At 70.9% G+C, this 26,293-nt stretch carries 20 protein-coding genes; 10 read left to right on the plus strand and 10 right to left on the minus strand.

Features of this window, described 5'->3' with window-relative positions:
* Positions 1 to 126 precede the first annotated feature (126 nt).
* Positions 127 to 1,665, plus strand: coding sequence for a multiple monosaccharide ABC transporter ATP-binding protein (gene mmsA / locus ABZV06_RS25390; RefSeq protein WP_355247619.1), 1,539 nt, complete (start codon positions 127 to 129; stop codon positions 1,663 to 1,665).
* Entirely contained in the window at positions 1,662 to 2,912 is a 1,251-nt protein-coding gene (gene mmsB / locus ABZV06_RS25395) for a multiple monosaccharide ABC transporter permease (protein ID WP_355247622.1), read from the plus strand. Before mmsA ends, mmsB begins: the two co-directional genes overlap by 4 nt.
* A gap of 65 nt (positions 2,913 to 2,977) precedes the next feature.
* On the opposite strand, the gene ABZV06_RS25400 is transcribed toward mmsB, so the two are convergent.
* Positions 2,978 to 4,354 (minus strand): DNRLRE domain-containing protein, encoded by a 1,377-nt coding sequence (locus ABZV06_RS25400; protein ID WP_355624641.1) that lies wholly within the window; start codon positions 4,352 to 4,354, stop codon positions 2,978 to 2,980.
* 223 nt (positions 4,355 to 4,577) lie between these two features.
* On the opposite strand from ABZV06_RS25400, the gene ABZV06_RS25405 reads away from it, so the two are divergent.
* The 4 genes from ABZV06_RS25405 (at position 4,578) to ABZV06_RS25420 (ending at position 9,806) form a co-directional block, all read left to right on the plus strand.
* Complete coding sequence (locus tag ABZV06_RS25405; protein WP_355624643.1) at positions 4,578 to 5,852, plus strand: MFS transporter; 1,275 nt, start codon at positions 4,578 to 4,580, stop codon at positions 5,850 to 5,852.
* Positions 5,853 to 5,857: 5 nt separating this feature from the next.
* Positions 5,858 to 6,835 carry a hypothetical protein gene (locus tag ABZV06_RS25410; protein ID WP_355624682.1) on the plus strand — a complete coding sequence of 326 codons (978 nt, stop codon included), beginning with the start codon at positions 5,858 to 5,860 and terminating at the stop codon, positions 6,833 to 6,835.
* Between the two features lie 114 nt (positions 6,836 to 6,949).
* Positions 6,950 to 8,476, plus strand: coding sequence for an alkaline phosphatase D family protein (locus ABZV06_RS25415; protein ID WP_355247631.1), 1,527 nt, complete (start codon positions 6,950 to 6,952; stop codon positions 8,474 to 8,476).
* Between the two features lie 13 nt (positions 8,477 to 8,489).
* Positions 8,490 to 9,806, plus strand: coding sequence for a hypothetical protein (locus tag ABZV06_RS25420; RefSeq protein WP_355624645.1), 1,317 nt, complete (start codon positions 8,490 to 8,492; stop codon positions 9,804 to 9,806).
* Between the two features lie 47 nt (positions 9,807 to 9,853).
* Here the strand turns inward: ABZV06_RS25420 and ABZV06_RS25425 are convergent, their stop codons facing one another.
* From ABZV06_RS25425 to ABZV06_RS25435, 3 genes are read right to left on the minus strand one after another with little or no spacing between them, the layout of a single operon-like run.
* Positions 9,854 to 10,441, minus strand: coding sequence for a TetR family transcriptional regulator (locus ABZV06_RS25425; protein ID WP_355247637.1), 588 nt, complete (start codon positions 10,439 to 10,441; stop codon positions 9,854 to 9,856).
* Positions 10,442 to 10,454: 13 nt separating this feature from the next.
* On the minus strand, positions 10,455 to 11,147 hold the full coding sequence (locus ABZV06_RS25430) for a hypothetical protein (protein WP_355247640.1): 693 nt from the start codon (positions 11,145 to 11,147) through the stop codon (positions 10,455 to 10,457).
* A 31-nt stretch (positions 11,148 to 11,178) separates the two neighbouring features.
* The gene (locus ABZV06_RS25435; protein WP_355624647.1) at positions 11,179 to 13,620 is read right to left on the minus strand and encodes a PEP/pyruvate-binding domain-containing protein; all 2,442 of its coding nucleotides are present in this window, start codon (positions 13,618 to 13,620) and stop codon (positions 11,179 to 11,181) included.
* Positions 13,621 to 13,679: 59 nt separating this feature from the next.
* On the opposite strand from ABZV06_RS25435, the gene ABZV06_RS25440 reads away from it, so the two are divergent.
* From ABZV06_RS25440 to ABZV06_RS25450, 3 genes are all read left to right on the plus strand, one after another.
* Complete coding sequence (locus ABZV06_RS25440) at positions 13,680 to 14,339, plus strand: M23 family metallopeptidase (protein ID WP_355624649.1); 660 nt, start codon at positions 13,680 to 13,682, stop codon at positions 14,337 to 14,339.
* Positions 14,340 to 14,412: 73 nt separating this feature from the next.
* Positions 14,413 to 14,643, plus strand: coding sequence for a DUF2188 domain-containing protein (locus ABZV06_RS25445; RefSeq protein ID WP_355050424.1), 231 nt, complete (start codon positions 14,413 to 14,415; stop codon positions 14,641 to 14,643).
* A 180-nt stretch (positions 14,644 to 14,823) separates the two neighbouring features.
* The gene (locus ABZV06_RS25450; protein WP_355247649.1) at positions 14,824 to 17,805 is read left to right on the plus strand and encodes a fibronectin type III domain-containing protein; all 2,982 of its coding nucleotides are present in this window, start codon (positions 14,824 to 14,826) and stop codon (positions 17,803 to 17,805) included.
* Positions 17,806 to 18,275: 470 nt separating this feature from the next.
* On the opposite strand, the gene ABZV06_RS25455 is transcribed toward ABZV06_RS25450, so the two are convergent.
* The 4 genes from ABZV06_RS25455 to ABZV06_RS25470 form a co-directional block, all read right to left on the minus strand.
* A complete protein-coding gene (locus ABZV06_RS25455) occupies positions 18,276 to 19,259 on the minus strand; it encodes a hypothetical protein (protein ID WP_355247652.1) in 984 nt (327 codons plus the stop codon).
* A 16-nt stretch (positions 19,260 to 19,275) separates the two neighbouring features.
* Entirely contained in the window at positions 19,276 to 19,821 is a 546-nt protein-coding gene (locus ABZV06_RS25460) for a hypothetical protein (protein WP_355624651.1), read from the minus strand.
* A 120-nt stretch (positions 19,822 to 19,941) separates the two neighbouring features.
* On the minus strand, positions 19,942 to 20,964 hold the full coding sequence (locus ABZV06_RS25465) for a DUF4331 family protein (protein WP_355624653.1): 1,023 nt from the start codon (positions 20,962 to 20,964) through the stop codon (positions 19,942 to 19,944).
* Positions 20,965 to 21,118: 154 nt separating this feature from the next.
* Entirely contained in the window at positions 21,119 to 22,375 is a 1,257-nt protein-coding gene (locus tag ABZV06_RS25470; RefSeq protein ID WP_355624655.1) for a family 16 glycosylhydrolase, read from the minus strand.
* Positions 22,376 to 22,664: 289 nt separating this feature from the next.
* On the opposite strand from ABZV06_RS25470, the gene ABZV06_RS25475 reads away from it, so the two are divergent.
* Complete coding sequence (locus ABZV06_RS25475; RefSeq protein ID WP_355247664.1) at positions 22,665 to 23,063, plus strand: hypothetical protein; 399 nt, start codon at positions 22,665 to 22,667, stop codon at positions 23,061 to 23,063.
* Positions 23,064 to 23,075: 12 nt separating this feature from the next.
* Here the strand turns inward: ABZV06_RS25475 and ABZV06_RS25480 are convergent, their stop codons facing one another.
* Together ABZV06_RS25480 and ABZV06_RS25485 are read right to left on the minus strand one after the other, a co-directional pair.
* Positions 23,076 to 24,524, minus strand: a complete 1,449-nt coding sequence (locus ABZV06_RS25480) for an aminotransferase class V-fold PLP-dependent enzyme (RefSeq protein ID WP_355624657.1) — start codon at positions 24,522 to 24,524, stop codon at positions 23,076 to 23,078.
* Entirely contained in the window at positions 24,514 to 26,196 is a 1,683-nt protein-coding gene (locus ABZV06_RS25485; RefSeq protein WP_355624659.1) for an ATP-binding cassette domain-containing protein, read from the minus strand. Before ABZV06_RS25485 ends, ABZV06_RS25480 begins: the two co-directional genes overlap by 11 nt.
* Positions 26,197 to 26,293: the final 97 nt, after the last annotated feature.

Consider the following 26,293-nt stretch of genomic DNA (forward strand, 5'->3'; position numbering starts at 1 on the left):
GAAAGCCGCCGCAGCGCCGTGGCTGACCGCGACGCCCTTCGGGGTGCCCGTCGAGAGGCTCGGCGGGCGACCGCCGAGCCCGACGCCGTGACGGAGCAACGTCCAGACTGACAGAGGACAGTGACCATGGACGACACCATCCTCGAGATGCGTCGTATCACGAAGACCTTCCCCGGAGTGACCGCGCTGGAGGACGTCAACCTCGCGGTGCGCCGGGGCGAGATCCACGCCATCTGCGGCGAGAACGGCGCCGGCAAGTCCACCCTGATGAAGGTGCTCTCCGGCGTCCACCCATCCGGCTCGTACGACGGCGAGATCCTCTTCGACGGCAAGCCGATGCAGTTCCGGGGCATCCGGGACAGCGAGGCCAATGGCATCGTCATCATCCACCAGGAACTCGCACTGGTGCCCTACCTGTCGATCGCCGAGAACCTCTTCCTGGGCAACGAGCGGCGGGGCCGCAGCGGTCTGATCGACTGGAACCGGGCCAACGCCGAAGCGGCGAAGCTGCTGGCGTCCGTCGGGCTGCACGAGAACCCGGTCACCCCGGTCATCCAGCTCGGCGTGGGCAAGCAGCAGCTGGTGGAGATCGCCAAGGCGCTGTCCAAGAAGGTGCGCCTGCTCATCCTGGACGAGCCGACGGCCGCTCTCAACGACGTCGACTCGGCGCACCTGCTCGGCCTGCTCCGACAGCTCAAGGAGCAGGGCATCACCTGCATCATGATCTCGCACAAGCTCAACGAGATCACCGCGATCGCCGACTCGACCACCGTCATCCGGGACGGTCACACGGTGGAAACCCTCGACATGCGCGCTGACGACGTGAACCAGCAGCGCATCATCCGGGGGATGGTCGGCCGCGACATCGAGAGCTTCTACCCCGACCGCGAATCGTCGCCCGGCGAGGAGGTGCTGCGGATCGAGGACTGGTCGGTGCGGCACCCCACCCAGGAGCGGATGGTCGTCGAGGGCGTCAACCTGTCGGTGCGTGCCGGCGAGGTGGTCGGCATCGCGGGTCTGATGGGCGCCGGCCGGACCGAGCTGGCGATGAGCGTCTTCGGCCGCTCCTACGGCCGCGACATCACCGGCAAGCTCTACATGCACGGGCGGGCGGTCAACGCCCGCAACGTCGCGGATGCCATCCACCACGGCATCGCGTACGTCACCGAGGACCGCAAGCGGTACGGCCTCAACCTCATCGACGACGTCCGGCGCAACGTCTCCGCCGCCGCCCTGGACCGGCTGGCCCGGCTCGGCTGGGTGAACGGCAACGAGGAGATCAAGGTCGCCGAGACGAGCCGGCGGGACATGAACATCAAGACGACAAGCGTGATGGCGGTCGTCGGGAAGCTCTCCGGCGGCAACCAGCAGAAGGTCGTGCTGTCGAAGTGGCTCTTCACCGACCCGGACGTGCTGATCCTCGACGAGCCGACGCGGGGGATCGACGTCGGCGCCAAGTTCGAGATTTACACGATCATCAACCGGCTGGTGGCCGAGGGCAAGGCGGTGATCGTCATCTCCTCCGAGCTGCCGGAGCTGCTGGGGATGTGCGACCGCATCTACACCCTCGCCGCGGGCCGGATCACCGGTGAGAAGCCGGTAAGCGAGGCGACCCAGGAGAGCCTCATGGAGCTGATGACAAAGGACAAGGAGCTCGTCGGATGACCAGCATTAAAACCCCGTCGACGGAGCGCCCGACACCGTCGGACCCCGCGCCGGCGGCCGCTCTGCACACGGGGACGAGCGACCTGCGCGCCCTGGTGCTGAACAACCTCCGGCAGAGCGGGATCTACGTCGCCCTGGTCGTCATCGTGGGGCTCTTCGCGGTCCTCACCGACGGCGTGTCGCTGAGCCCCGGCAACATCACCAACATCGTCCTTCAGTACTCGTACATCCTGGTCCTCGCGATCGGCATGGTCATCCTGATCATCGGCGGTCACATCGACCTGTCGGTGGGCTCGGTGGTCGCGCTGACCGGCGCGGTATCCGCAGTCCTGGTGATCCAGCAGGGCCACCCGTGGTGGCTGGGCGTTCTCGCGGCCCTGGCCGTCGGCATCGCGGTCGGCGCCTGGCACGGCTTCTGGGTGGCGTACGCCGGCATCCCCGCGTTCATCGTGACCCTGGCCGGCATGCTGCTGTTCCGCGGCCTCACCCTGCGGGTGCTCGACAACATCTCGCTGTCGCCGTTCCCGGCCGAGTACCAGAAGGTCGCGGCGGGCTTCCTCAACGGCCTGCTCGGTGGAAACGGGTTCGACGCCTTCACGTTGCTGATCGGCGCGATCGCCGTGGCCGGGTACGCGGTGAGTGGCTTCCGTACCCGCCTGGCGCGTATCCGCTACCAGCAGCCGGTCGAGTCGTTCCCGCTGTTCGTCGCCCGGGTCGTCCTGGTGGGCGCGGTCATCATGTACTTCGCCTGGCAGTTGGCGCACGCCCGAGGGCTGCCGATCGTGCTGATCATCCTGGCGGTCCTGGTGCTCGTCTACGGTCTGCTCACCCGGCGGACGGTCTTCGGCCGTCAGGTCTACGCGATCGGCGGCAACCTCTCGGCGGCGGCGCTGTCGGGCGTGAAGGTCCGCACCGTCAACTTCTGGATGTTCGTCAACATGGGTTTCCTGGCGGCGGTGGCGGGTGTCATCTACTCGTCGCGGTCCAACGGCGCGCAGCCAGCGGCCGGCAACATGTTCGAGCTGGACGCGATCGCGGCCGCCTTCATCGGTGGCGCGGCGGTCACCGGTGGCGTGGGCACCGTGGTCGGCGCGATGGTCGGTGGTCTGATCATGGCGGTGATGAGCAACGGCATGCAGCTGATGGGCGTCGACCAGTCGACGCAGTCGGTGGTGAAGGGCCTCGTCCTTCTCGTCGCCGTCGCGTTCGACGTCTACAACAAGCGCCGGGCGGCCGGCACCCGCTGACACCATGACGGCACGTACGTGTGCCCCTGCCCGAGGTACGGGCAGGGGCACACGTCGTCAGCGGGTCAGTGGCAGTTGCCGGTGCCGCTGTCGGCGTACGTCTGGCCGGCGACGGGCACGAACTGCCAGTCGTAGCTGCCGGAGTGCAGGGTGAACTTCAGGAGCCCCCACGCGGAGCTGTTGCGTGCCTCGCTGTTGGGCTGGATGGTGCCGAAGCCGTAGTGGTCCGCACCGCCCATCCCGGCGACGAAGCTGCGCATCCCGCGACTGGCGTCGTAGCTGCCGGACGGGTTCATCGGGCCGAACCGCTCGTACACGTGGTTGTGGCCCCACACCACGACGTCGGCGTTGTAGTCGTAGAGCGCCTGGTACAGCGGGCGCGTCGACGTGGACGGCGAGTGGTCGGAGCTGGACGTGAACAGCGGGTGGTGCCAGTACGCGATCGTGCACGGCTTGCTGCTGGCCGCGAGGTCGGCGCGCAGCCACTGCTCCTGGGTGGAGCCGGCCGACATGCTGATGTTCGAGTTCAGCGACACGACGTGCCAGTTGCCGAGGTCGTAGGAGTAGTAGCCCCGGCCGCTCGGGCCGGCGGTCGTACCGAAGTAGTTGTAGTAGCCGGTCGCGCCGGACGTGTTGTAGTCGTGGTTGCCCGGCGACGGGCGGGTGCGGCTCTTGTGCCGGCCCCAGGTGGGCTCGTAGTAGCTGGCGAACTGCGCCGCGGTGCCGCTGTCGTAGACGTTGTCGCCGGTCGTGAAGACGGTGCCGGAGATGGTGTCGAGTAGCGCGGCGGTGGCCGTGTCGCCGGAGCCGGAGGTGGCGATGTCGCCGGCGCCGACGAGGACCGGGTCACCGGACGGCGGCGTCGTGGTGCCGGTCGTGACCACCAGCTGTGGTGCGTCGCCGCCACTCTCGCGGGTGTCGTAGTACGCGCCGTCGCCGCTGGTCGAGGTGGCGCCGAAGCTGTACGTGCCGTTGCCGGTGACCGCCGAGGTCACGTCGACCTCGTACCAGGTGTTGCCGGAGACCGCGCCCAGCGACCCGAGCGTGGCACCGTCGATGGCCGCCTGGTTGTTCCAGGTGGTGCCGGTCTCCGACCAGGTGGTGCTGGACATCCTCCGGAACGTGCCACCGGCGTCGCTGCCGCTGTTGCCGCTGATCGTGCGCAGCCGCAGCTTGGCGCTGGTCACCGTGCCGCTGACGCCGCTCACCGTGAAGCGCAGGAACATGCGCCGCGACGGTGAGTTGTCGACCACGACCTGCGTGGACGTGCCGTAGTTGGTGGATGCGGTGTCGCTCTGGACGTAGGTGTCGGCGACCGGCGTGAACGTCACGCTCGCCGCGGAGGCCGTGCCCGAGCCGGTCAGGATGACGGCGGCGGTGGCGGTGACCAGTACCGCGACCGTTCCGATCGTCACCGGTGGGCGGGCGATTCGAATGTCCATCCAGGACCCCTTCGTTGCGGGTGGAGAGCGCAAGGAACGTAGGAAGGCCGATGAACCGGCGCACTGCCGCCAGATGAACAGTACGCTCAAACAGCGAAACACTTCGATGTTCGCGTGGTGTTCATCCATCGCACGCCTGCCCGCTGCCCACGCTCTCTTGTGGCCTCCCGCACCGGGTCGTCACGATGGCTGACCGTCACCCGCCGTCGCAGAGGAGATGCGCGTGTACCTGTCGACCGTCTCCCGCCCGGTCGCCGACCCACCCGGGCCACGACGCCGACGGCTCGCGCTGGTCAGCGGCAACGTGGTCGCGCTCGGCACGGTCAGCCTGATCACCGACGTCTCGGCCGAGATGGTGGCCGCCGTCCTGCCGCTCTACCTGGTGCTGGGCCTGCACCTCAGCCCGGTGGCCTTCGGTGTGCTCGACGGCGTCCACACGGGCGCGACCGCGCTGCTGCGGGTCGTCGGCGGTTTCGTCGCCGACCGGTTCCGACGGCGCAAGCTGGTCGCCGGCGTCGGCTACGCGCTCTCGGCGGTCGCCAAACTCGGCCTGTTGCTCGCCGGCCGGTCGGTCACCGCCATCGGCGCGGTCATCGCCGTGGACCGGGTCGGCAAGGGCATCCGCAGCGCGCCCCGCGACGCTCTGATCACGCTGTCCACCCCACCCGAGGCTCTGGGCAGGGCGTTCGGAGTGCACCGGGCCATGGACAGCGTCGGCGCGTTCCTCGGGCCGCTCGCCGCGTTCGCCGTCCTGCTGGCCGTCGGGCAGTCGTACGACGCGGTCTTCGTCACCAGTTTCTGCATCGCCGCCCTGGCCGTGGTCGTGCTCGTGCTGTTCGTGCGCGAGCGCCCGAGCAGCGAGGCGGCCGATGCTCCGGGCGAGCCCCGGGTCTCCGTCGGCGAGGCGTGGGGCCTGCTGCGCAGCCAATCCGTACGTCGGCTGTTGCTGGCCGCGACGATGCTCGGCCTGGCCACCATCGGCGACGGCTTCGTCTACCTGGTGCTGCAACGCCGCGAGGACCTGGGGCTGCGGTGGTTCCCGCTGCTGGCGGTGGGTACCAGCCTCGCGTACCTGCTGCTCGCCGCCCCACTCGGTGTGCTCGCCGACCGGATCGGGAGGCTGCCCGTGGTGGTGGGTGGCTACGTCGCCCTCGGCATGACGTACCTGCTGCTGTCCGGACCGTTGCACGGCTGGCCGGCGCTCGTGCTGACGCTCACCCTGTACGGCACGTTCTACGCGGCCACCGACGGCGTGCTCATCGCGCTCGCCGGCCCGGTCCTGCCACCGCGACTGCGCACCACCGGGATCGCGCTGGTGCAGACCGGGCAGGCGCTCGCGTACCTCGTCTCGTCGATTCTGTTCGGTCTCGCCTGGCAGGCGTGGGGGCCGCAGACGGCGGTCCGGGTGGCGGCCGTGGCGGTCGTCGGCGTGCTGGTGCTCACCGTGTTCCTGCTGGCCTTTCCGTCCCGTCTGTTCCCCCGGAGGGTGTCCCCGTGACCGCGATGTCGACCCGGGCGAAGCTCGGTGTGGTGGCCGCCTCGGTGGTGCTGTTGGGCAGCGGGGCGGTGGGCTACGCGGCCATCGCCGCCGAGCCGCCCCGGACCCCGCCGCCGGCCGCCGCCGGGGACCAGGCGGTCACGCTGACGCCGGGTCCGCGCCTGCTGGCCGTCACCGACAGGTACGTCTCCAGCGTCAGCATCGCCGACCCCGCCGGGCCGCGTACCGTCTCGGGTCTGGAATGCCTACGGGTGTACGCGGCGGCCGGCACCGGTGTCTGCCTGAAGCCGGAGACCGCGTGGTCGTACCAGGCGGTGGTGCTCGACGCGGCGCTGCGCGAGAAGCGGACACTCAGCGTGCCCGGCCTGCCCAACCGGGCCCGGGTCTCGGCGTCGGGCCGGATGGTCTCCTGGACGACGTTCGTCGGGGGCGACTCCTACACGGCGAGCGGCTTCTCCACCCGCACCGGCATCCTCGACACGGTCACCGGCACCACCGTGACGTCGCTGGAGGAGTTCGCCGTCACGCTGGACGGCCGCGCCCACCGCAGCCCGGACGTCAACTACTGGGGCGTCACCTTCACCGCCGACGACAACCGCTTCTACGCGACCATGTCGACCGGTGGCAAGCGTTACCTGGTACGCGGCGACGTGGCGGCCCGGACCGTCGAGACGCTGCGGGAGAACGTCGAGTGCCCGTCGCTGTCGCCCGACGGCACCCGGATCGCCTTCAAGCAGGCGATCGACGCCGACCCGAAGAGGGGCTGGCGGCTGTCGGTCCTCGACCTGTCGTCCGGGCGGATCACCGCGACTGCGGAGCAGACAAGCGTCGACGACCAGGCTGCCTGGCTCGACGATGCGACGCTCGCCTACACGCTGCGGCAGAGCGACGGTCGGCCGGACGTCTTCGCCGTCCCCGCCGACGGGTCCGGCACGCCGAAACTGTTGATCCCGGGTGCCGAGTCGCCGTCGCCGCTGACCTGACGGCTCGGCCGTCGAGCCAGGACACCTGACCGCCTTGACGCGGCCAACGTCCCGTCATGTCGGCTTCCGCGCCGCAGCCTTCGCCGTTCATCGACGGCCCCGAAGGTATGGACCATGACAAGGCTGAGTCGTCGCATCTTCGTCCTCGGTGGACTGGCTGCCGCCGGTGCCGCGGTCGCCCCCTCGCAGGGTGCCCACGCCGCGGTGCCGTACCCCTTCAAACTCGGTGTGGCGTCGGGTGACCCGGCCCCCGACAGCGTGGTCCTGTGGACCCGACTGGCACCGTCACCGCTCGACGCCGACGGGCAGGGCGGCATGACCAACGCCGACGTGACGGTCGAGTGGCAGGTGTCCACGAGCGACCGCTTCTCGTCGCTCGTCGCCTCCGGCTCGGTGGCCGCCCGCTACGCCGACGCCCACTCGGTGCACGTCGTCGCGGGCGGCCTGGCGGCCGACTCGGACTACTACTACCGCTTCCGCGCCCAGGGGCAGATCTCCCCGGTGGGGCGGACGCGGACCGCGCCGGCCCCGGGCACGTTCGGCCGCGACCTGGTCATGGCGTTCGCCTCCTGCGCGCACTACGAGGCCGGCTACTACACGGCGTACCGGCGGATGGCCGAGGAGAACCCGGGGCTGATCCTGCACCTCGGCGACTACATCTACGAGGGCGGCGTCAACACCGCGGCGGTACGCCAGCACGTCGGCGCGGAGATCGTGTCGCTGGCCGACTACCGCCGCCGGTACGCCCTCTACAAGTCCGACCCCGACCTCCAGGCGGCCCACGCGGCCGCACCCTGGCTGGTGGTGCCGGACGACCACGAGGTGGAGAACAACTACGCGAACATGGTCCGCGCCGACAGCAGCCCGACCCTGACCGCCGCCCAGTGGACGGCACGGCGCACCGCCGCGTACCGCGCCTACTACGAGAACATGCCGCTGCGGCCGGCCTCCGCGCCGAGCGGCAACAGCATCGCGCTCTACCGCCGCGTACGGTGGGGGCAGCTCGCCACCTTCCACATGCTCGACACCCGGCAGTTCCGCGACGACCAGGCGTGCGGTGACGGCTGGAAGGTCTGCGCGGACGCCGACCTGGCCTCCCGGTCATTGACCGGCGCAGCCCAGGAGGCGTGGCTGCTCGACGGGCTGGCCCAGCACTACGGCACCTGGGACATCCTCGGCCAGCAGGTGTTCTTCGCCCGCCAGTTCGAGGCGAGCGGGGCGGCCAACATGGACGCCTGGGACGGCTACCGGGCCTCGCGCAGCCGCATCCAGACCGGCTGGCAGCAGCGTGGGGTGCGCAACCCGCTCGTCCTCACCGGTGACGTGCACAAGTCGTGGGCCAACGACCTGAAGGCGGACTACGCCAACCCGTCGTCGGCCACCATCGGCACCGAGCTGGTCTGCACCTCGATCACCTCGACCGGCAACGGCACCGGCAGCACGACCATCCCGAACGCGGCGACCAACCCGCACCTGAAGTTCTACTCCGACCGGCGCGGCTACGTCCGTACGACGATCAGCCGCAGCCAGGTCCGCGCGGACTTCCGCGCGGTGAACACGGTGACCGAGCACGGCGCTGCGGCGTCGACGGTGCGCTCGTTCGTCATCCTCGACGGCCAGCCCGGCCTGCAGGCCGGGTAGAAGGAGTACCCCGATGACCGCACTCACGACACTGCTCGCCGCATCCCTGCTGGTGCCGACCCCGGTCGCGCCCGCTCCGAAGGCCATGACCGCCGACGCGGTCACCTGGACCACCGCCAACAGCGTCGCCGCCGGCGACCAGGACCTGCCCGCCATCGCCATGAACCGCAACGGTCAGGTCGCGGTGGCCTGGGAGGACGACCGGGACAGCACCGCCCCCGAGGACGACACCCACACCGAGATCTACCTGCGCCTGTTCCGCGACGGCACGCCCGGCTACGAGCTGAAGCTCTCCACCGGCGGCACCAGCGGTGCCGCCTGGCGGCACATCAGTCCCGACGTCGGGCTCGACGACCGGGGCAACGCCGTGGTCGTCTGGGCCGCCGACGGTGACGGCAACGGCGTCTACAACATCCAGTACCGGGTGGTGTCACCGGCCGGCGCGATCCTCGGATCGGGGCAGGCCAACGCCAGCGACGCCGGCCAGCAGATCTGGCCGAAGGTGGCCGTCGACCCGGACGGCGCGCCCACCAGCGCGGCCGTCGGCTTCACAGTCGTCTGGGAGGACGTGCAGGGGACCGCTCCGGCGACCGTGAAGGCCGCCGGCTTCACCGGCCCCACCACCAAGGGGTACGAGGTGACGGCCTCGCAGACGACCGGCACGCACCACCGCCCCGACGTGGCGGTGTCCGCCACCGGAGAGGCGCTGGTGGTCTGGGACGAGGACGCCGACGCGAACGGGTCGTACAACATCGGGCTGACCCGGTTGGCCCGCTCGAACGGAGCGGTGGTGCTGTCCCGGCGTACCGCCAACGCGCAGAGCGGCGGACAGCAGCAGCGGGCCTCCGTCGCGGCGACCTTCGCCGGTGACTTCACCGTCGGTTGGGAGTCAGACCACGCCGGAACCCGGGGCGTGTGGGCCCGCTCGTTCACCGCCGCCGGCGCCGCCCGGCACGAGGAGGTCCAGGTGTCAACCGGTACCGGGGCCGTCGCCCCCGGTGTCGGCATCGACGACGAGGACAACGTCGTGGTGGGCTGGACGGTGTCCGGCGCCAGCCCGGACGTCTGGGCGCGCGGGCTCAACCCGGACGGCAGCCCCACCGGTCGGCTGGCCGCCCAGGCGTTGAGCCAGACCACGACGGGCCGGCAGGAACACCTGGCCGTCGCCGCGTCCTCGTGGGGCGAGGTGAGCCTCTGCTACACCGACGACAACGACGGCAACGGCTTCGACCAGGTGCTCCTCGGCCTCGGGGCGACGAACTCCACCTGGCTGATGACCGCCGAGGAGTTGCGTCAGCGCAAGGCGCGGGCTGCCGCTCGGGTGGGCTGAGCGGAGCTCAGCGGAGTGCGAGGGACGGGCCGTGACTCGACGTCGGGTCACGGCTCGTCGGTCGTGCGGGTTCCGCCGAAGAGCAGGTCGAGCTGGGCGTCCAGGGCGTCCAGCGCCTGCTCGGCGGTGTACTGCCCACCCAGCAGGTAGACGCCCAGTCCCTCCATCAGCGCCAGCAGGCCGGCCGCGGCGGCCGCGTCGTTGGTGGGCAGGATGCTGGCGATGAACGCGGTGAACTGCGCGGTGTCCTCGCGCAGGCTGGGCGCGGCCGACGGTCGCACCGCCGTGTACGCGAGAAACGCGAGTGCCACCCGACCGTCGTCGCGGGTGTGCTCGTCGAGCGGCAGGAGCGCGGCGATCATCGTGCGCAGCAGCAGTCGTGGCGGAGGGTTCTCGCCCAGACCCGCCACCGCCTCGGTGACGCGGATCTGGCTGCGTTCGCGGACCACGCTCAACGCGAACGCCATCATCTCGTCCTTGGTGCCGAAGTAGTGCTGGACCATTCCGGCGGAGACGCCCGCCTCGGTGGCGACGTGGCGGAGGCTGACGGCCTCCAGGCCCTGGTCCGCGGCGACCCGCATCAACGCGTCCGCGATGAGGGTGCGTCGCTGCTGGTGGTCGACCTTCTTGGGCATGGCCTCGATCGTTTCACAGTGGGCGACCGGGAGCCGCCGTCGCGCGGCGGTCAGCCTTCGGCGCGGGCGTGCCCCGGGCACTGCGCAGCAGACCGTCGGGGTCGTCGGCGTACAGCCGCAGCTCGTCCATCGGCACAGACCGGCCCGTGGGCAGGTCGAAGGCCGTCGGCCGGCGCAGCAGGACGTCGATGCTCGTCTGACTGCCGACCGAGAGGTGCAGGACGCGGCGCTCACCCTCCTGCTCGACCTGGACGGATCTGCTCGACGGCAGGGAACGGTGGCGTTTGCGCAGCGCGGCGACGTCCGCCCAGGGGAGCCAGATGTCGATGCCCGAGTTGAGGCGTACCCGCAGCCCGGCGTCGGCGACGACGTGGGGGTGGATGGTCATGCTGGCCCAGAGGCCGACCATCCAGAGCAGACCCCAGATGCCGAGGCCGAGCACGATCCAGCGGGCCGGCCGCCAGGGCACCACGTGGGTGACGATCAGGTCGAAGATCGGAATCTCGACGGCCGACAGGGCGATGAAGATACCGAGGATCGGTCTGACCACGCCGAGGTAGCCGAACGGCTCGTCGCCCGGGCCGAGCGGCAGGGGACGGCGACGCGCCCACAGGTAGAGGCTGCGCCACATCGCGGCCTCGGTCACGACCGCCCGGCGCAGCAGCGGTCCCACCCTCGCCCTGGTCGGCGTACTCGTGTCGGTCATCTGCGTCGTCCTCGGATTTCGGGGTGCGTGGTCAGTGGACGGTCACGGCGCCGGCGGCGCCGTCGACGGTGACGAGTTGGCCCGTGCTGATCATCCGGGTGGCGTCCGGCACGCAGATGACGGCGGGGATGCCGTACTCCCGGGCCACCGTGGGACCGTGCGCCATGATCGCGCCGGTCTCGGTGACCAACGCCGCGGCGGTGAGGAACAGCGGGGTCCAACCGGGGTCCGTGGTCGCGGCGACCAGCACCTCGCCGGGTTCGACGTGGGCGGTGGCCGGATCGTGCACCACCCGGGCCGGGCCGGTGACGCGGCCCGCGGACGCTCCCACGCCGACGAGCGTCCCGTCGTCGCCGCGCCTCCGGGGCAGGACGGCCTCGATGTCGGTGCCGTCGGACAGCAACGCCACCGGCACCGAGCGGCGACGCAGCTCGCGGCGGTACACGGCCCGCCGGGGGGCGACGACGCCGCGGTGGTCGACACCCTCGTGTACGGCGGCACGCACCTCGTCGAGAACCAGGAACATGATGTCGTCGGGGTGGTCCAGCAGCCCGACGTCCGTCAGCTCGGCTCCGATCAGCAGTAGCTGTCGACGGCTCTCCCGCAGCGGGTACAGCCCGGCGAACTTGCCGGCCTCGCGCAGGCCGGCCAACGAACGGGCGCGGCGCAGCAGGAACCCGGCGAGCCGACCGCGCACCGGCCGCCGCCGACGGGCCCGCGCGACCAGCTCCTCCAGTGCCGCCTCCGCCGTGGCCGCAGCCCGATGGAAACGCTGGTCGGGGCCCTGTTCCGGGTCGGTCACCCGCAGGTAGTTGGCGAGTGCGGCGAAGACCGGCGCGGGGTCCTCGGCCCAGCGCGGCACGCCGAGGTCGACCTCGGCCGCACTTCGGTGGCCGTACGCGTCCAGGAAGTCGGCCATCCCGATGTCGGGCAGCGTGCCGCGCAGATGGCGGGCGGCCAGCTCGTCCGGCGAGGTGTCGAGGAGCAGTCGCCGGTGGTCGCCCACCCCTTGGGCGAGTCGCCAGAGCGCCAAGTCCATCTCGATGGTGACGTTGTGCGGCATCCCGCCGAGCACCGCGTGGATCTCGTCCGCGCCGGCGACACCCTTGAGCAGTGCGGACGGAAGCGCTGCGGCGAGCATGCCGGCGACGATCGGCCACATGATGGCATCGCTGGCGTCCGTGTCGTCGCGCGCCTCGACGAAGCGCAGCCGTTCGGCCGCGGTCCGCAGGTCGTCGGGGGCCGCCGAGCGGGCTTTGAGTTGCGCGATCGCCCCGAACATCCGGATGCGTGCCGCGTCCGGGCGGGCCAGGGCGCGCACGATCCCCACCACCGCGCGGCCGGCCGTGCGCAGTGACGCCGCCTGCTGCGCCGCGCCACGTCCGGTGCCATCGTCGGTCGGGGCGAATCGCGGATCCGCCAGGACGTGTCGCATCACCGCCTGCGCCCGGGGGCCGAAGTCGACGGCCATGAGCTTGACCAGTCGCCTCCGGGACGACCTGCTCCTGGCCAGGTCGGTCAGGTCGCCGTAGAGGCGGCCACCGATGTCGACGATCTCCACCCGGACACCGAGCGCCGCGAGCGTCGCGGTGATCTGCGCCCGCAGGGTCGCCATGCCCATCGGGGTGACCGGTCGCAGCATGCCCTGGACGTGGCCGAACTCCAGGAAGACGCGGGGGAGGGGCTTGCCGTTGGCCGGCGGCGGGGGAAAGAGGCTGGTGATCGGGCGTGACTGGAGCAACCACAGCACGTCCTCCGCGTCGATCGCCCACTCGACGTCCTGGGGGAGGCCGAAGTGCCCGGCCAGCCGTTCGCCGGCGGCCCGCAGCCGGTCCAGGTGTGCGGCGCTCAGGCACCCGCTGTCGTCCCGCGCGACGCCGTCGAGGACGTAGTGGTCCACTGCCGTCGCGCCGTCGACGACGGCGGTGCCGAGCCCTGGTGCGGCGTCGACCACCATCTCGTCGCGACGGCCGGTCAGCGGGTTGGCGGTGTGGAGCACCCCCGCCACCGTGGGCGTGACCATGCGTTGGACGACGACCGCCATCGCCACCTCGTGCTGGTCGATCTCGTGGGCCTCGCGGTAGGCGGTCGCCCGGTCGCTGTGCAGCGAATCCCAACACTGCTCGACGGCGGCGATCAGCTCCGCCGTGCCGGTGACGCCCAGCACGGTGTCGTGCTGGCCGGCGAAGCTGGCGTCCGGCAGGTCCTCGGTCGTGGCGCTGGAGCGCACCGCCACCGGACCGCCGCCGAGCCGCTCGTACGCCTCGACGATCTCCACCTCCGGCAGGACCCCGCTCCGGTGGGCGTCGGTGGTGACGCAGAAGGCCTCGGGCACGCGTTCGCCATGCCGGATCAGCGCGCCCAGCCCGGCGGCCTTGCCACCGACCAGGTCACCCATGTCGCTGGTCACCTCGGACAACGCGAGCACGTACACGCCGGCCTCCAGTTGCAATACGAGTGCATCGCAATCCACCGTAACGTTATGACGATGCGACTGCAATGTGAAAGTGGTGCGGCTCGCTCACGTCTGCCATGCTCGGACCGGTGACGACCGGCCGCCCCACCAGAGTCCGCACCCATCGCCGCCCCCGCCGACGTACCCTCGTCGTTCTGCTCGCGCTCGTCGCGGCGGCGGCCGTCGTCGGCGTCGCCGTGGTCGTCGTGCCGATGCTGCGGCCCGCCGGTCCACGGCCGATCTTCCAGATGCCGGTCGCCTGCGGGGAGACCTGGCAGCTCAGCACCTACCCCGGCCACGACGACTACGACGTCGACTTCTTCCCCATCGAGGGCGACTCGTGGGGTCGGCCCGTCCTCGCGTCCTACGCCGGCACGGTCACGGTGGCCGGCATCAACGGGTCGCTGGGTGGCCGGACGCCGGACAACCCGGAAGGTCCCCGCGGTCGCGGCGGCGGCTACTGGGTGAAGATCGATCACGGCGGCAGGTGGGAGACGCAGTACCTGCACATGCTCGAACCGCCGCTGGTCAAGGTCGGTCAGAAGGTCGTTCAGGGTGAGCAGATCGGGCGGCTCGGCAGCACCGGCAACTCCGGCGCGCCGCACCTGCACTACGAGCAGCGCCGCGGCCGGGACAAGGTGGAGACCCACTTCGACGGCACGCCCTCGGGCATCACCACCGACGAGCGCGAACAGATCCTCCGTCGGGTGAGCAACAACTGTCCGGCCGTCTCCTGAGGACGACGGTTTGCGCGGCACCACCCGGGGCACTGAAAAGGACGACAGTGCAGACGCAGGGGAGGAGCTGGCGATGACCAAGGGCGATGTCGACACCTACCAGGAGAACGGGCAGTGGAAGAACCGCCCGGAGGGCAACGACCGGGCCAGCAGCACGCACGACACCAAGGCCGACGCGCAGGAGCAGGGCCGCGAGATGGCGGCCGACCGGGGCGTCGAGCACGTGATCAAGAAGCAGGACGGCACGATCGGGGAGAAGAACACGTACCCGCGCAGCCGCGACCCGCGCGACATCGCGGGCTGACCCCCCGCTGCCTCCGGACCGGCCCCCTCGGTGTGACCGAGGGGGCCGGTCCGTGTCGGCAGGGGCCGCACCGGCTTTTCGAGTACGCCGATACGACGGAGTTTTGGGGGGATATAGTCCCATTCGGGATTGAAGTGACAGCTGGGAGTGGGCATGGCGTTTCGGCGGCGGCGTCGTCCGATGAGCACCGTGGCCCTGGTGGCCGCCGTTACCGTGGGCGTCCTGACGCTCACACCACTGTCCGCGGCGGCGGTCGGGTCCGTCCTGTTCGACCAGCCGTTTCACAACAACACCGCGAACGGCATCGGCGCGGTCTCGGTGCCCGCCGTGCCCGGCGTCCTCGCCACCAACGCCGCGTGCCTGAGCGCCGCCGGCAACTCCACCACCGGCCCGCTGCTGAGCTGCACCACCTCCACCGACCCGCAGGGCGCGGGCAAGCTGCGCCTCACCCCCGCCGCCATCAACAGGCAGGGTGGAGTGTTCAGCGCGGTCAGCGTGCCCACCTCGCAGGGCCTGCACCTCACCTTCAACACCTACCAGTACGGCGGCTCCACCCCGGGGGCGGACGGCCTCGCCTTCGCGCTGGCCGCCGTCGACCCCGCCAACCCGCGCTCCCCGGCGACCCTCGGCCAGTCCGGCGGCTCGCTGGGTTACTCCGCGGCGTTCAACGGCGTGTCGGCCGGTCTGTCCAACGGCTACCTGGGCATCGGGCTGGACGTCTTCGGCAACTTCAGCAACAGCACCTACCAGGGCACCGGCTGCACGAACCCGCCGTACATCTCGACCACCGGCGGGCGGGTGCCCGGCCAGGTCGTGATCCGTGGGCCGGGCCGGACCAGTGTCGGCTACTGCGCGATCAACAGCACCGCCGGCAGCACCTCGGCGCCCGCCCTGGCGTTGCGGGCCAGTACCCGGGCCGCGTCGGTGGTGCCGGTCGAGGTCGTCATCAACACCACCGCCTCGCCGTACACCACCGACACCGGGATCACCACTCCCGCCGGCCAGTACCGGGTCCGGTTCACCCCGGTCGGCGGGCCCGCGCGGACCCTGGAGGGCCCGCTCCCGGTCGTGTCGCCGAGCCTGTACCCGTCGCCGACCTGGCTGAACGCCAGCGGCTACCCGCGACAACTCGCCTTCGGCTGGGTGGGCTCGACCGGCTCGGTCACCGACTTCCACGAGGTCGACGAAGCCCGCGCGGTCACCTTCAACCAGGTGCCGGATCTGTTCGTGTCGCAGACCAGCTCGGTCGGTGCCACCCCACAACCCGGTGACCCGGTCACCTACTCGATCACCGCGGGGGTCGACGCCGGGGCCCCAGAGACATCGCCGATCTCGGTCACCCAGACGGTGCCGACCGGTGTCACGCCGCGCGGCGCGTTCGGCACCGGCTGGGTCTGCGGCGCACCATCGGGGCAGACCATCACCTGCACCAACAGCAACGGCCCGTTCCCGGCTGGCAGCTCCCTGCCACCGATCACTGTCGTCGCGACCGTCACCGCCTCCGGCGTGACGCCGACGCTGATCCAGACCGCCACGGTGGCGACCTCGTCGTCCATCGACGCGAATCCGGGCCTGTCCACCTCCACCACGCCCGTCGTGCCCGCCACCGCGCCCAGCGGCGTCACGGTCACCCCCGCCCAGGGCTCGATCTCCGGGGGCGGCGCGGTCACCGTCGGCGGCAGCAACCTCACCGGAGCGACCGCCATCACCATCGGTACGACCGCCGAACAGCAGGCCGGCACCTCGGTGCTGCTGCTGCCCTGCACCTCCGGCCCGGCGGTTGGCTGCTTCACCGTGAACACGGACGGCACCCTCGGCATCTCCTCGATGCCCGCCCGGTCCGGCGCGACACCGGTCACGGTCACCGTGGTCACCAGAGGGTCCGCCGGCTCGGCGAACTACACCTACGCCTCCCTGCCCGGCACCCCCGCCGCACCCACCGCCGTCGCGGGCGTCACCAGCGCCACCGTGAGCTGGACCGCGCCGGCGAGCAATGGCAGTCCGATCACCAGCTATCTGATCACCCCGATCCGGGACGGCGTCACCCAGCCGACGCTCACGTTCGACGCCTCCACCACCAGCCGCACGCTGACCGGGTTGACCGCCGGCTCCTCGTACGCCTTCCGGGTGGCTGCGGTGAACGCGTTCGGCACCGGGGCGGCCAGCCCGGCCTCGGCGGCGGTGGTCCCGTACACCCTGCCGGGCGCTCCGACGATCACCTCGGTAACCGGGGGGACCACCGCCGCCAGGCTGAGCTGGACGACCCCGGCCAACGGGAGTTCACCGATCACCGGTTACACCGTGACGCCCTACGTCAACGGAGTCGCGCAGACCCCCCAGACCTTCAGCGGGACCGCCACGACCCAGCTCGTCACCGGGCTGACCGGCGGCACCACGTACACCTTCCGGGTGGCCGCGATCAACGCCGCCGGCACCGGCCCCCAGTCCGCCCCCTCCGCCTCGGTGACGGTCAACCCGCCGCCGACGCTGAACTTCGCGCCGCCACCGCCGGGCAAGGCGTACGTGGCGTACCAGTACCAGCTCACGGTGGCGGGCGGCACGAGCCCCTTCGTCTGGTCGGTCAGCGCCGGGAGCCTGCCCGCCGGTCTGAGCCTCGACCCGGCCACCGGACTGCTCTCCGGCACACCCACCGCGTCCGGCACGTTCCCGTTCACCGTGCGGGTGACCGACTCGTTCAACCAGTCCGACACGAGGGCTGTGCAACTGGTCATCAGTCCGCTCGGCGGGCTCTCCATCAGCGTCCCGACGATCTCCTCACTCGGCACCGTCACCTCGGACGCGACAGGCGTCTCGGGCCAACTCGGCCCGGTGACCGTGACCGACGATCGTGGCCCCTTCTCGGGACGGTGGGTGAGCGTCGTCTCGACGACGAACTTCGTCACGGGTTCCGGTACGTCGGGCGAGACCATTCCGAACAGCGACATCACGTACGCCTCCGGGGCGGCCATCGCCACCACCGGCGACGGGACGTTCCTGCCGCAGCCCGGCGCGGTGTTGGACACCCCGCGTATGGCCGCTGGCTGGTCCGGCCAGGCCGGCGGCGCGAACTCGGTCACCTGGAACCCGACCCTGGTGGTGAGGCTTCCGAACGGCCTGGTGGTCGGCAACTACGTGGCGGTCGTGACGCACTCGGTCATCTAGGCCGTGTGTCAAGGTCCTCGATCGAGCCGAGGGGCGGACGGCGGACACCACATTGAGCGTGATGCCTGTGAGTCATCTTGATGACCCACAGGCATCACGCTCAATGGAGCGGGCGGCTCCGATCCGGCCGACCACGGGCCCGCGAGCGACGGTTCACCAGCGGCCGAAACGGCCGGTCCTCTCGGCCTCCGCAGGCCGGCCAGGGGCTTTGACACACGGCCTCGACGAGTAAGTCTGGCCATCCGCGTTGGCGGACCGCATGTCGATGTGCTGATGAGCGGTATACCTCCGAGGTATGAATATGACTCTGAGGTATACCGCTCTCGACCACAGTCGCCCCTGCGGAGGTGACCGAGGGTCATCGCCGGCCGCCGGCCGGTGGCTGGTGGCTGGTCTGGAAGCTGTGCCGAAACGACATCGCCCGGCCGTTCCCCTGCGGGAACGGCCGGGCGGTATCGAGCCCTGGCCGGTCAGGCCAGTCGGGTCCGTTGCCGACGGACGAGGTACCAGCCGCAGAGCGTGACCACGACAAGCATGGCGACCACGCCGACCGCGTAGACCAGCCAACCCGGCCCGGTGGCCCGCGCGACCGCCATCGGCGCGGCGACGGGCAGGGCGATCGTGCCGGTCGCGGTGCGCTCGACGGTGCCGCTGGCGAGTTTCGCGTGGACCTCCCAGGTGCCCGCGGGCAGCGACTGGTTGACCTCGACGCGGACCTGGCCGCTCTGACCGGGCAGGATCGTCACGCCGTTGGTCACCTTGAACGGTCCGGCCTGCACCGCCGCCTTGCGCAGTGACACGGTGCCGGTCATGTCCAGGGCGCGCTGGCCGGTGTTCGTGATCTTAGCGGTCACCACGGGAAACTCACCCGTTCCGGGCTCGGCGGCCAGCCCGTCGATGCGGAAGTCCGTCGGTGGCTCACCGCCCGGGCCGACGTCGAGATAGACCCGGATGCCCACCCGGTGGATCTGCGTGACGTTGCCGGTGCGTTCCTTCGAGCTGGTGACCTGTGCCCAGATCGCGGCGTACCGCTCGCCCTTGGACGCCTTCCTCGGCACAGCGATCTCGACCTCGACCGGCTGGCGCTCGCCCGGATCCAGTTCCAGCGTGGCGGTCTTCAACCGGATCCACCCGCTGAGTTCGTTGCCCGTACGCCCCTCGGGCACGGCGAAGGCGTTGTTCTCCACCGAGGCCGCCCCGGAGTAGAAGTCGATCTTCTGCGTCTCGTCCGAGGTGTTCTGCACCTCGACCCGGCGGTGGATCGTCGTACCCGGATTCAGGTGGTCCACGATGTAGACCTGGGCACGCGGGTCCTGCACCCGGCTCGCGGGGATGTCCAGCATGCGGATGCTGATCGCGGCGTCGTCGGCGGGATCCTGTCGCTGTTCCCGCACGGCGACGGCTGGCGCCGCCGAGACCCCGAGCGCCACGAGGGCGACGGAGGCCAGCAGCACCAGCCGGCCGAGCGGCTTAGAACACCGAATGTGTCACCGTCCCCGTGTAGACACCCTGGACGGTGCCGACCGGGATGTTCACCGACAGCGTGGGGTTCCAGGTGGCGAAGTTGTTGCCCGTTCCGCCGGTGTGGCTCATCGCCGTCCGAGGAACGTTGATGATCACCGCCTGAGCCGCGGTGGGCTGTCCCGGCGTGAAGGTGCCGCTACCGGCGGTCGCCGTGGCGGGACCGGACCAGTACAGGACGTTGATGTTCGGGATCGTCTCCCCGGACGTGCCGCCGCCGGTGGTGAAGTCGGTGGAGACGACGGTGGCGGTCCAGTTCGGGGTGAGCGACCCGCGCTGGTCCAGCACGGTGACCGGGCCGAGTTGACCGGTGACGGTCGACCCCTCCACGCCGTGCCCGATGTTCGCCGTCGCCGGTACCGTGATCGAGAGACCACCGGCGGCGTCGACGGTGAGGGTCACGATCGTGTCGCCCGTCGTGTCGGCGACGGCCGGTCCGGCGAGAGCGAGGGTGGCGGCGATGCCGGCCACGCCCGCGAGAAGTTTCCTACGCATCAAGTCTCCTATCTGAATCGCCCAACGGATGCGAGTCAGAGACTATCTGCGCAAAACTGTATGAAACGGTCAAAAGGAACCACTGTCACCCGGCCGGGGTTCGGCCAGGCCGGGAAGTGGTCAGGCCGGCACCACGTACGGGAACGCCTCGGCGCGGGCGGCCTTCGTGACATCGGGGGTGAGGCCCGAGGTGGTGCCGGTGTTGAGGACCAGGGAGAACATCACCTCGGGCGCGTTGTCGGCCATGGTGCGGCCGTTGTGGACCGCGAAGCCGTAGTTCGCGGCCGTGCCCACCGTGTACGACAGCACGTCGGGGTAGAGCACCCGGGCGACGCTCCAGCCGTACGCCTGCGGGTCCGGCGCGGTGCCGTTCGCCGCGACGACCCCGGCGACCGCCTTGGCTATCTCCTCCCCGTCCTCGGGCAGGTCCTGGCTGGGGTGCCGAAAGTTCGCCGGGTCCGAGAAGTCGATGTCGTGCGGCCAGAAGACGGGCCACATCATGGGGTGGCCGGCGCGGTTGATCTGCCGCCACCCGCCCGCGTCGGTGGCGAGCAGGGTTCGACACCAGACCCCGATCTCGGTGCCCTCGCGCAGCAGCGGTTCGTCGTGGGAGACCTCCAGGACGATCGACTCGACGGTCGTGCCGGCGAAGCTGTTCTTGGCCCGCTCGGCCCGCCACGTCGAGCGGTCCACCGTCGCGCCGTTCTTGACCGCGCCGTTGATGGTGGCGAGTTCGTCGAGGTCGATGTAGAAGGGGTCGGTGATCCGGCCCGCCCAGACCCGGACGCGCTGCCCGGTCGTCACCTCGCCGGTCCTGCCCTCGGCGATGGGAGTCCCCATGGCGGCGTCGTCGCGGGCGTCGGCACCGCTGAGTTCGTACAGCTGGAGGGCCTGCGTGGCGTTGCCGTCCGGCTCGCCGAACGCGAACCGGTAGGTCAGCTCCTCCATGTCCGAGCCGTTGAAGTGGACCTTGAACTCGTAGCGGGCCTCTGCGTGGAAGCCGCGCTTGATGTCGGCCCTGGTCACGGAGCTGTTGACGTCCATGACGAACACGGTGGCGCGGTCACCGTCGAAGACGTACAGGTCGTCGATGTAGAGCTGGCCGCCCTGGGCGGCGAGGGGGGTGTCAAGGTGGTGCGACATGGGCTCACTCCCGTAACGGCTAATTCGGACCAAGTCCGAACATAGCGGTCACGGTGTGGTTGCCCGACCGAATCGAGGTCCACCCCCGCGGGCAGGATGCCGCACGAGCGGGTGGGCCGTCCGACGGACGGCCCACCCGATCACGCCGGTCTCGTCAGAAGCGGGACCACTTCTGGTTGGACGCGCCGAGGCAGTCCCACAGGTGCAGCTTGCCACCGTTGTTGGGGTTGGCCTCCCGCACGTCCACGCACTTGTTGGCACTGAGGTTGACCAGGTCGCCCGCGCTGTTGAGCGTGAAGCGCTGGGCCGGGTTGCCGTTGCAGCTGACCAGGTTGACCTCGGTGCCGTTGGCCGTGCCGGCCCAGGCCGGGTCCATGCACTTGCCCATCGCCCGGACGGTTCCGTCGGAGGCGAAGGTCCATGACTGCGCTGCGGTCGTGTTGCAGTCCCAGATCTGGAGCTTGGCGCCCTCTACCGGGTTGGCGCTCGGGATGTCGATGCAGCGCCCGCTCTGCGCGCCCCGGATGCGCGTGGTGCCAGGCGTCGGGTTGCCGCCGTCGGAGGTGTAGCTCGACACCCGGACGTAGTCGACGAGCATCTGCTGGGGGAACTGCGTGGAGCCGTCCGGGTAGCCGGGCCAGTTCCCGCCGACCGCCACGTTGAGGATCATGAAGAACGGGTGGTCGAACACCCACCGGTTGCCGCCGAGGCGGGCCGGGTCGACGCGGTGGTACTGCACCCCGTCGAGGTACCAGGTGATCGCGCCCGGCTCCCAGTCCACCCGGTAGTCGTGGAACCCGTCGGCGAGCGGACCGCCGATGCTGCGGCTGCCGGTGATGCCGCCGCTGCCGGAGTAGCCGGGGCCGTGGACGGTGCCGTAGACGGTGTTGGGCTCCCGGCCGATGTTCTCCATGACGTCGATCTCGCCGGAGTCGGGCCACCCGCCGCCGGTGCCGAGCATCCAGAACGCCGGCCAGATGCCCTGGCCGCGCGGGATCTTGATACGGGCCTCGAAGCGACCGTACGTCTGGGTGAAGGTCGCGGCGGTCAGCAGTCGGGCGGAGGTGTACTCGCAGCGGCCGTAGTGGCACTGGTAGTTGGCGGGGTTTTCCCGGCGGGCCGTGATGACGAGGTTGCCCTGGCCGTCGTGTACGGCGTTGCTGGTGCTGTTGGTGTAGTACTGCCGCTCGTTGTTGCCCCAGCCGCCGCCGCCGATGTCGAAGCGCCACTTGTTCGCATCGACGGGCGTGCCGGCCGGGGCGTTGAACTCGTCCTGCCAGGTGAGCGGGCCGATGGCGGCCTCGGCCCGGTCGGACTGTCCCGGGAGGGTGAGGGAGGCGAGGGTGGTGACGAGGGCGACCGCCGCGAGGACGAGAGGACGGAGGCGGCGTGTGGGATGGGCTGTGAACACGGGAGGCTCCTCAGCGAGGTGGATGGTGGAGGTGGCGCGACGGGGGCGGCGCAGGGGGCGCAGAGAGCGCTCTCCAAAGCGAAGCATGTCGATATAGCGGCTTTCTGTCAAGAGTGTTTCCAATGCCGCAACGGTCCGTTACCGCCTGATCACATCCCTCGATAGCGGTCGAATCGACCCTTCCTATTGCCGTGGAGCGTCCACGGGGGACAGGATGACGAGGTCCGCAGGAAACCTCCCCGTAACCTGCGTGCTGCTGGTCTCTGTCACAAGGAAGTGGGAGTCAGTCATGAGCGACGCGTCGACGGCGCTGGGTGTGCGCCTCTACCCGGACCTGGTCGAGCGGGGTGGTCTGGCCCCCGCGCTCGTCGAGACCGCTGCCCGCCACCTGCTCGACATCGGCCGGGTGACCGCTCCCGAGCAGGGGCGCGGCCGGTTCACCTGCGCCGAGCTGCACTCCGATCAGGGTGTGGTGTGCGTCGGGCTGGGCTCGCAGGCGCGATACTTCATGATCGATCTCCGGTCCGCCGACGAGGTGCTGGCGCGCGGCGACTGCATGGACCTCGTCCAGGTCGCCCAGGTGGCCTCGGCCTGGCGGGAGGGCGCGACGCTCGCCGAGCTGACCGCCCGGTTCGCGTTCATGGAGGAGATCAAGCACCGCCCGGCGCCGGTGGTCCAGGTCGGCTGACCGGTGGGCGTGTCAGCACCGTAGCCGGGGCGGCAGCGGGGGGCCGGGAACGTCGTCCCGGTCCAGGTAGGACGACTCCACGAAGGCGACGAAACGTTCGGCGTCGGCCGCCGTGGACGCCAGACCGAACGAGACGCGGACCGCGCCGCCGGTCGGCAGTGCCAGCGCGTCGAGGTACTCGTCGATCGTGTCGACCCGAGCCAGCAGACGCCGCCGCAGCGTCTGCCGGGTGATGCCGAACGCCCCCTCGCCGGCGCCCGGATTGCAGAAGCAGCCGGTACGCAGGGAGAAACCGGCCGCGGCGGCCTCACGGGCGACGAGCCGCTCGTCGACAGGGGTGCCGTCCGGGCGCAGGACGTTGAACGTCACCGTCGCGCCCCGGCCCGCACCGGTGGCGGGCCCGTACACCCGCGCCAGCGGTTGGCCGGTGCGATGTCGCGCCGCTGTCAGGCGGCCCAGCAACCATGCGGTGAGCAGGCCGACCCGGGTGTGCACGAGGTCCACGCCGATCGAGTCGAGCCACCGCAGGCCGAACTCCACGTCCGGGATGCTCAGGAAGTTGAGCGTGCCGTCCTCGAACGCCGACTCGTCGTCCATCGAGCGGTGCCAGTCGCCCTGCACACTGACCGCCCGAATCGTGCCACCGGAGAACCACGGACGGCGTAGCCGGGCCAGCGCTTCCCGGCGCGCCAGCAGGGCGCCGACACCGGTCGGATAGCCGAAGAGCTTGTACCAGCTCAGACAGACGAAGTCGGGACGGACCGCGCGCAGGTCCAACCGGTTCGTCGCGGCGAACGCGGCGGCGTCCAGCAGCACGTCGTAACCGTGCCGATGGGCCAGCTCGACCCACGCGAGGGGATGCTGCACGCCGGAGAAGTTGCTCTGCGCCGGGTAGGCGAACAGGCCCCGGCGACCGGATCGACCCCACCTGCCGGCGTCGAGCACCGCGACTACATCGGACTCGGCGACCCGCAACTCCGGCCCGCTCAGCGGCACGTACCGGACCGGTGCGCCAGCCGCTCGGGCGTACTCACGGATGCCGTTGACCGAGTTGTGGTTGTCCCAGGTCAGCGCGAAGGGCGCGGCCCGGCCGAAGGCGTACGCCTCGCCGACCAAGCGGCACGCGCCGCTGGCGTTCGGAGTGAAGACCACCGCATACTCGGCCGGGTCGGCGTGGAAGAAGTCGAGCACCGCCTGCCGAGCCGACTCCACCAGCGAGCCGGCCGCCACGCTGCTGGGGCTCTCCGAGTGGGGGTTCCCGTACAGGTCCGCCAGTAGTCGGTCGTGGTGCGCCCGCACCTGGGCACGTGCGGCCACCCCCGCCCCGGCGTAGTCGAGGTAGACCTGGCCGTGCCGGTCCAGGTGCTGGTACTCCGTGGCGCGTAGCTCGTCGATGCGCGCGGTCTCGGCGTACCCCGGCATCGCGGTCGGGGTTGGGCCGGGAGCGTGCTCAGGACGCACGGCGGGCCTCCCGCCGTACCAGCACCGCCCAGGTCGCCACGAGCGAGAGCAGGACGAAGCCGCCGAGCACCAGCCAGTCGATCCAGACCGGCCGGGAGAAGCTGTCGCCGTACGTCTGCAACAGCGGCGGTCCGAGCGGTGAGCCTCCGTCGCGCCACAGCCGCTCCACCCCGGCGGTGTGCCCCAACCCCTCGAACGCCCAGCGGTTCGACATCGCATAGCTGAGCCATCGTCCGCCGTCCGCCATGGCCGGCACCGGCAGGATCGCCCCGACGAACAGCACCTGCGGGAAGCACAGCATCGGCAGCATGAGGGTGGCCTGGGCCGCGTCCGACACGGCCGCGGAGCAGAGCAGGCCGAGCGCGAGCGCGGCGGCCGAGGAGAGCAGCAGGGTCGCGTACAGGGCCGCGAAATCACCGCCGCCGACCGGCGGCAGCCGGTCCATGCCGCGCAGCACCCCGAGCAGGGCCAGGTCCACCAGGGCGAGCAGCGGCAGGAGCACCGCGACCTTCGCCATCAGGTACGGCAGCAGCCGGACACCCGCCAACCGTTCCCGACGCAGGATCGGTAGCTCGGTGCAGATCTGGAGGAGTCCGTAGGTCAGCCCGAAGAAGAAGCCACCGAACGCGATCCAGAACAGGATCATCACGGTGACGGTCGGGCTGGGACTCGCCGGGTCGAACGCGCCGGGGCGGAACAGCAGCGCGAACATTCCCAGCACCATCAGGGGCGAGCCGAGCAGGATCGCCAGCGTCAACCGGTTCCGGGCGACGATCTCCGTGTTGCGGGCGGCGAGCACCCACCACTGGCGCAGTCGGCCGACCGGTCGCCGCCCGGGTGCCGGGCCGGTGTCCGGGGCGGTCGTGGCGGCGGTCGGTGCCCCGACGCGGTACGCGGCGAACCGTTCGGGCCACACGGTCTGGTCGGACTCCTCGTCGAGCAGGAGGTGCACCTCCGCGAGGGATCGCAGTCCGAAGAACTCCCGGGCGGCGGCGGGTGTGCCGGCGTACGCCAACCGGCCGTCGCGGGTCAGCACGACCACCCGGTCGCAGTGGTCCACGTCGGTGACCTGGTGGGTGGTGAGCACGACCGTGGCACCGGCGTCGGCGAGCGTGCGCAGCGCGCGTAGGAGGTCCACGGCGGTCGTGGGATCCAACCCGGAGGTGGGCTCGTCGAGGAAGAAGACGCCGGGTCGGGTCAACAGCTCGACGGCGATGCTGGCGCGTTTGCGTTCACCGCCGCTGAGGCGGCCCACCGGCACGTCGGCCCGTTCGGTCAGCCGCAGCTCGGCGAGCACCTCGGCCACTCGACGCGACACATCGGCGGGGCTGGTCCCGGACGGCAGGCGCAGCCGGGCGGCGTACCACAGGGTGCGGGCCAGCGGCAGCTCGCGGTGGATGATGTCGTCCTGCGGGACGAAGCCGACCATGCCGGCAGGGACGCCGTCGTCGTACGACACGGTGCCGGACGCCGGTCGGCGGACCCCGGCCAGCGTCTCCAGCAGGGTGGTCTTGCCGGCGCCGCTGACGCCGATGATCGCCACCAGCTCGCCCGGCGTGACGGTCAGCGAGATGTCGTCGAGGACCCACCGTCCACCTCGGACGGTCTGGCCGAGGCCGCTGGCCATGATGCCCAGGCCGGTGCGCGGTGCGGTGGTCTGCTCGGTCGTCATGACGAAGGTGCCCGATCCGGTCGGTGACGTGGTGCGCCTGACATCGTGCCTCGCCGATGCTACGTCGCCCGGCGCGCTGCCCCGTCTTGCGATCACG

Origin of the sequence: Micromonospora sp. NPDC005172, assembly GCF_040608555.1 — a bacterium.
Taxonomy (GTDB): domain Bacteria; phylum Actinomycetota; class Actinomycetes; order Mycobacteriales; family Micromonosporaceae; genus Micromonospora.

Bases quoted from the DNA above. Each gene is read 5' to 3' on its own strand.
- mmsA (WP_355247619.1), top strand. From the start codon at position 127: ATGGACGACACCATCCTCGAGATGCGTCGTATCACGAAGACCTTCCCC.
- mmsB (WP_355247622.1), top strand. From the start codon at position 1,662: ATGACCAGCATTAAAACCCCGTCGACGGAGCGCCCGACACCGTCGGAC.
- ABZV06_RS25400 (WP_355624641.1), bottom strand. From the start codon at position 4,354: ATGGACATTCGAATCGCCCGCCCACCGGTGACGATCGGAACGGTCGCG.
- ABZV06_RS25410 (WP_355624682.1), top strand. From the start codon at position 5,858: ATGTCGACCCGGGCGAAGCTCGGTGTGGTGGCCGCCTCGGTGGTGCTG.
- ABZV06_RS25415 (WP_355247631.1), top strand. From the start codon at position 6,950: ATGACAAGGCTGAGTCGTCGCATCTTCGTCCTCGGTGGACTGGCTGCC.
- ABZV06_RS25420 (WP_355624645.1), top strand. From the start codon at position 8,490: ATGACCGCACTCACGACACTGCTCGCCGCATCCCTGCTGGTGCCGACC.
- ABZV06_RS25425 (WP_355247637.1), bottom strand. From the start codon at position 10,441: ATGCCCAAGAAGGTCGACCACCAGCAGCGACGCACCCTCATCGCGGAC.
- ABZV06_RS25430 (WP_355247640.1), bottom strand. From the start codon at position 11,147: ATGACCGACACGAGTACGCCGACCAGGGCGAGGGTGGGACCGCTGCTG.
- ABZV06_RS25440 (WP_355624649.1), top strand. From the start codon at position 13,680: ATGCTCGGACCGGTGACGACCGGCCGCCCCACCAGAGTCCGCACCCAT.
- ABZV06_RS25445 (WP_355050424.1), top strand. From the start codon at position 14,413: ATGACCAAGGGCGATGTCGACACCTACCAGGAGAACGGGCAGTGGAAG.
- ABZV06_RS25450 (WP_355247649.1), top strand. From the start codon at position 14,824: ATGAGCACCGTGGCCCTGGTGGCCGCCGTTACCGTGGGCGTCCTGACG.
- ABZV06_RS25460 (WP_355624651.1), bottom strand. From the start codon at position 19,821: ATGCGTAGGAAACTTCTCGCGGGCGTGGCCGGCATCGCCGCCACCCTC.
- ABZV06_RS25465 (WP_355624653.1), bottom strand. From the start codon at position 20,964: ATGTCGCACCACCTTGACACCCCCCTCGCCGCCCAGGGCGGCCAGCTC.
- ABZV06_RS25475 (WP_355247664.1), top strand. From the start codon at position 22,665: ATGAGCGACGCGTCGACGGCGCTGGGTGTGCGCCTCTACCCGGACCTG.
- ABZV06_RS25485 (WP_355624659.1), bottom strand. From the start codon at position 26,196: ATGACGACCGAGCAGACCACCGCACCGCGCACCGGCCTGGGCATCATG.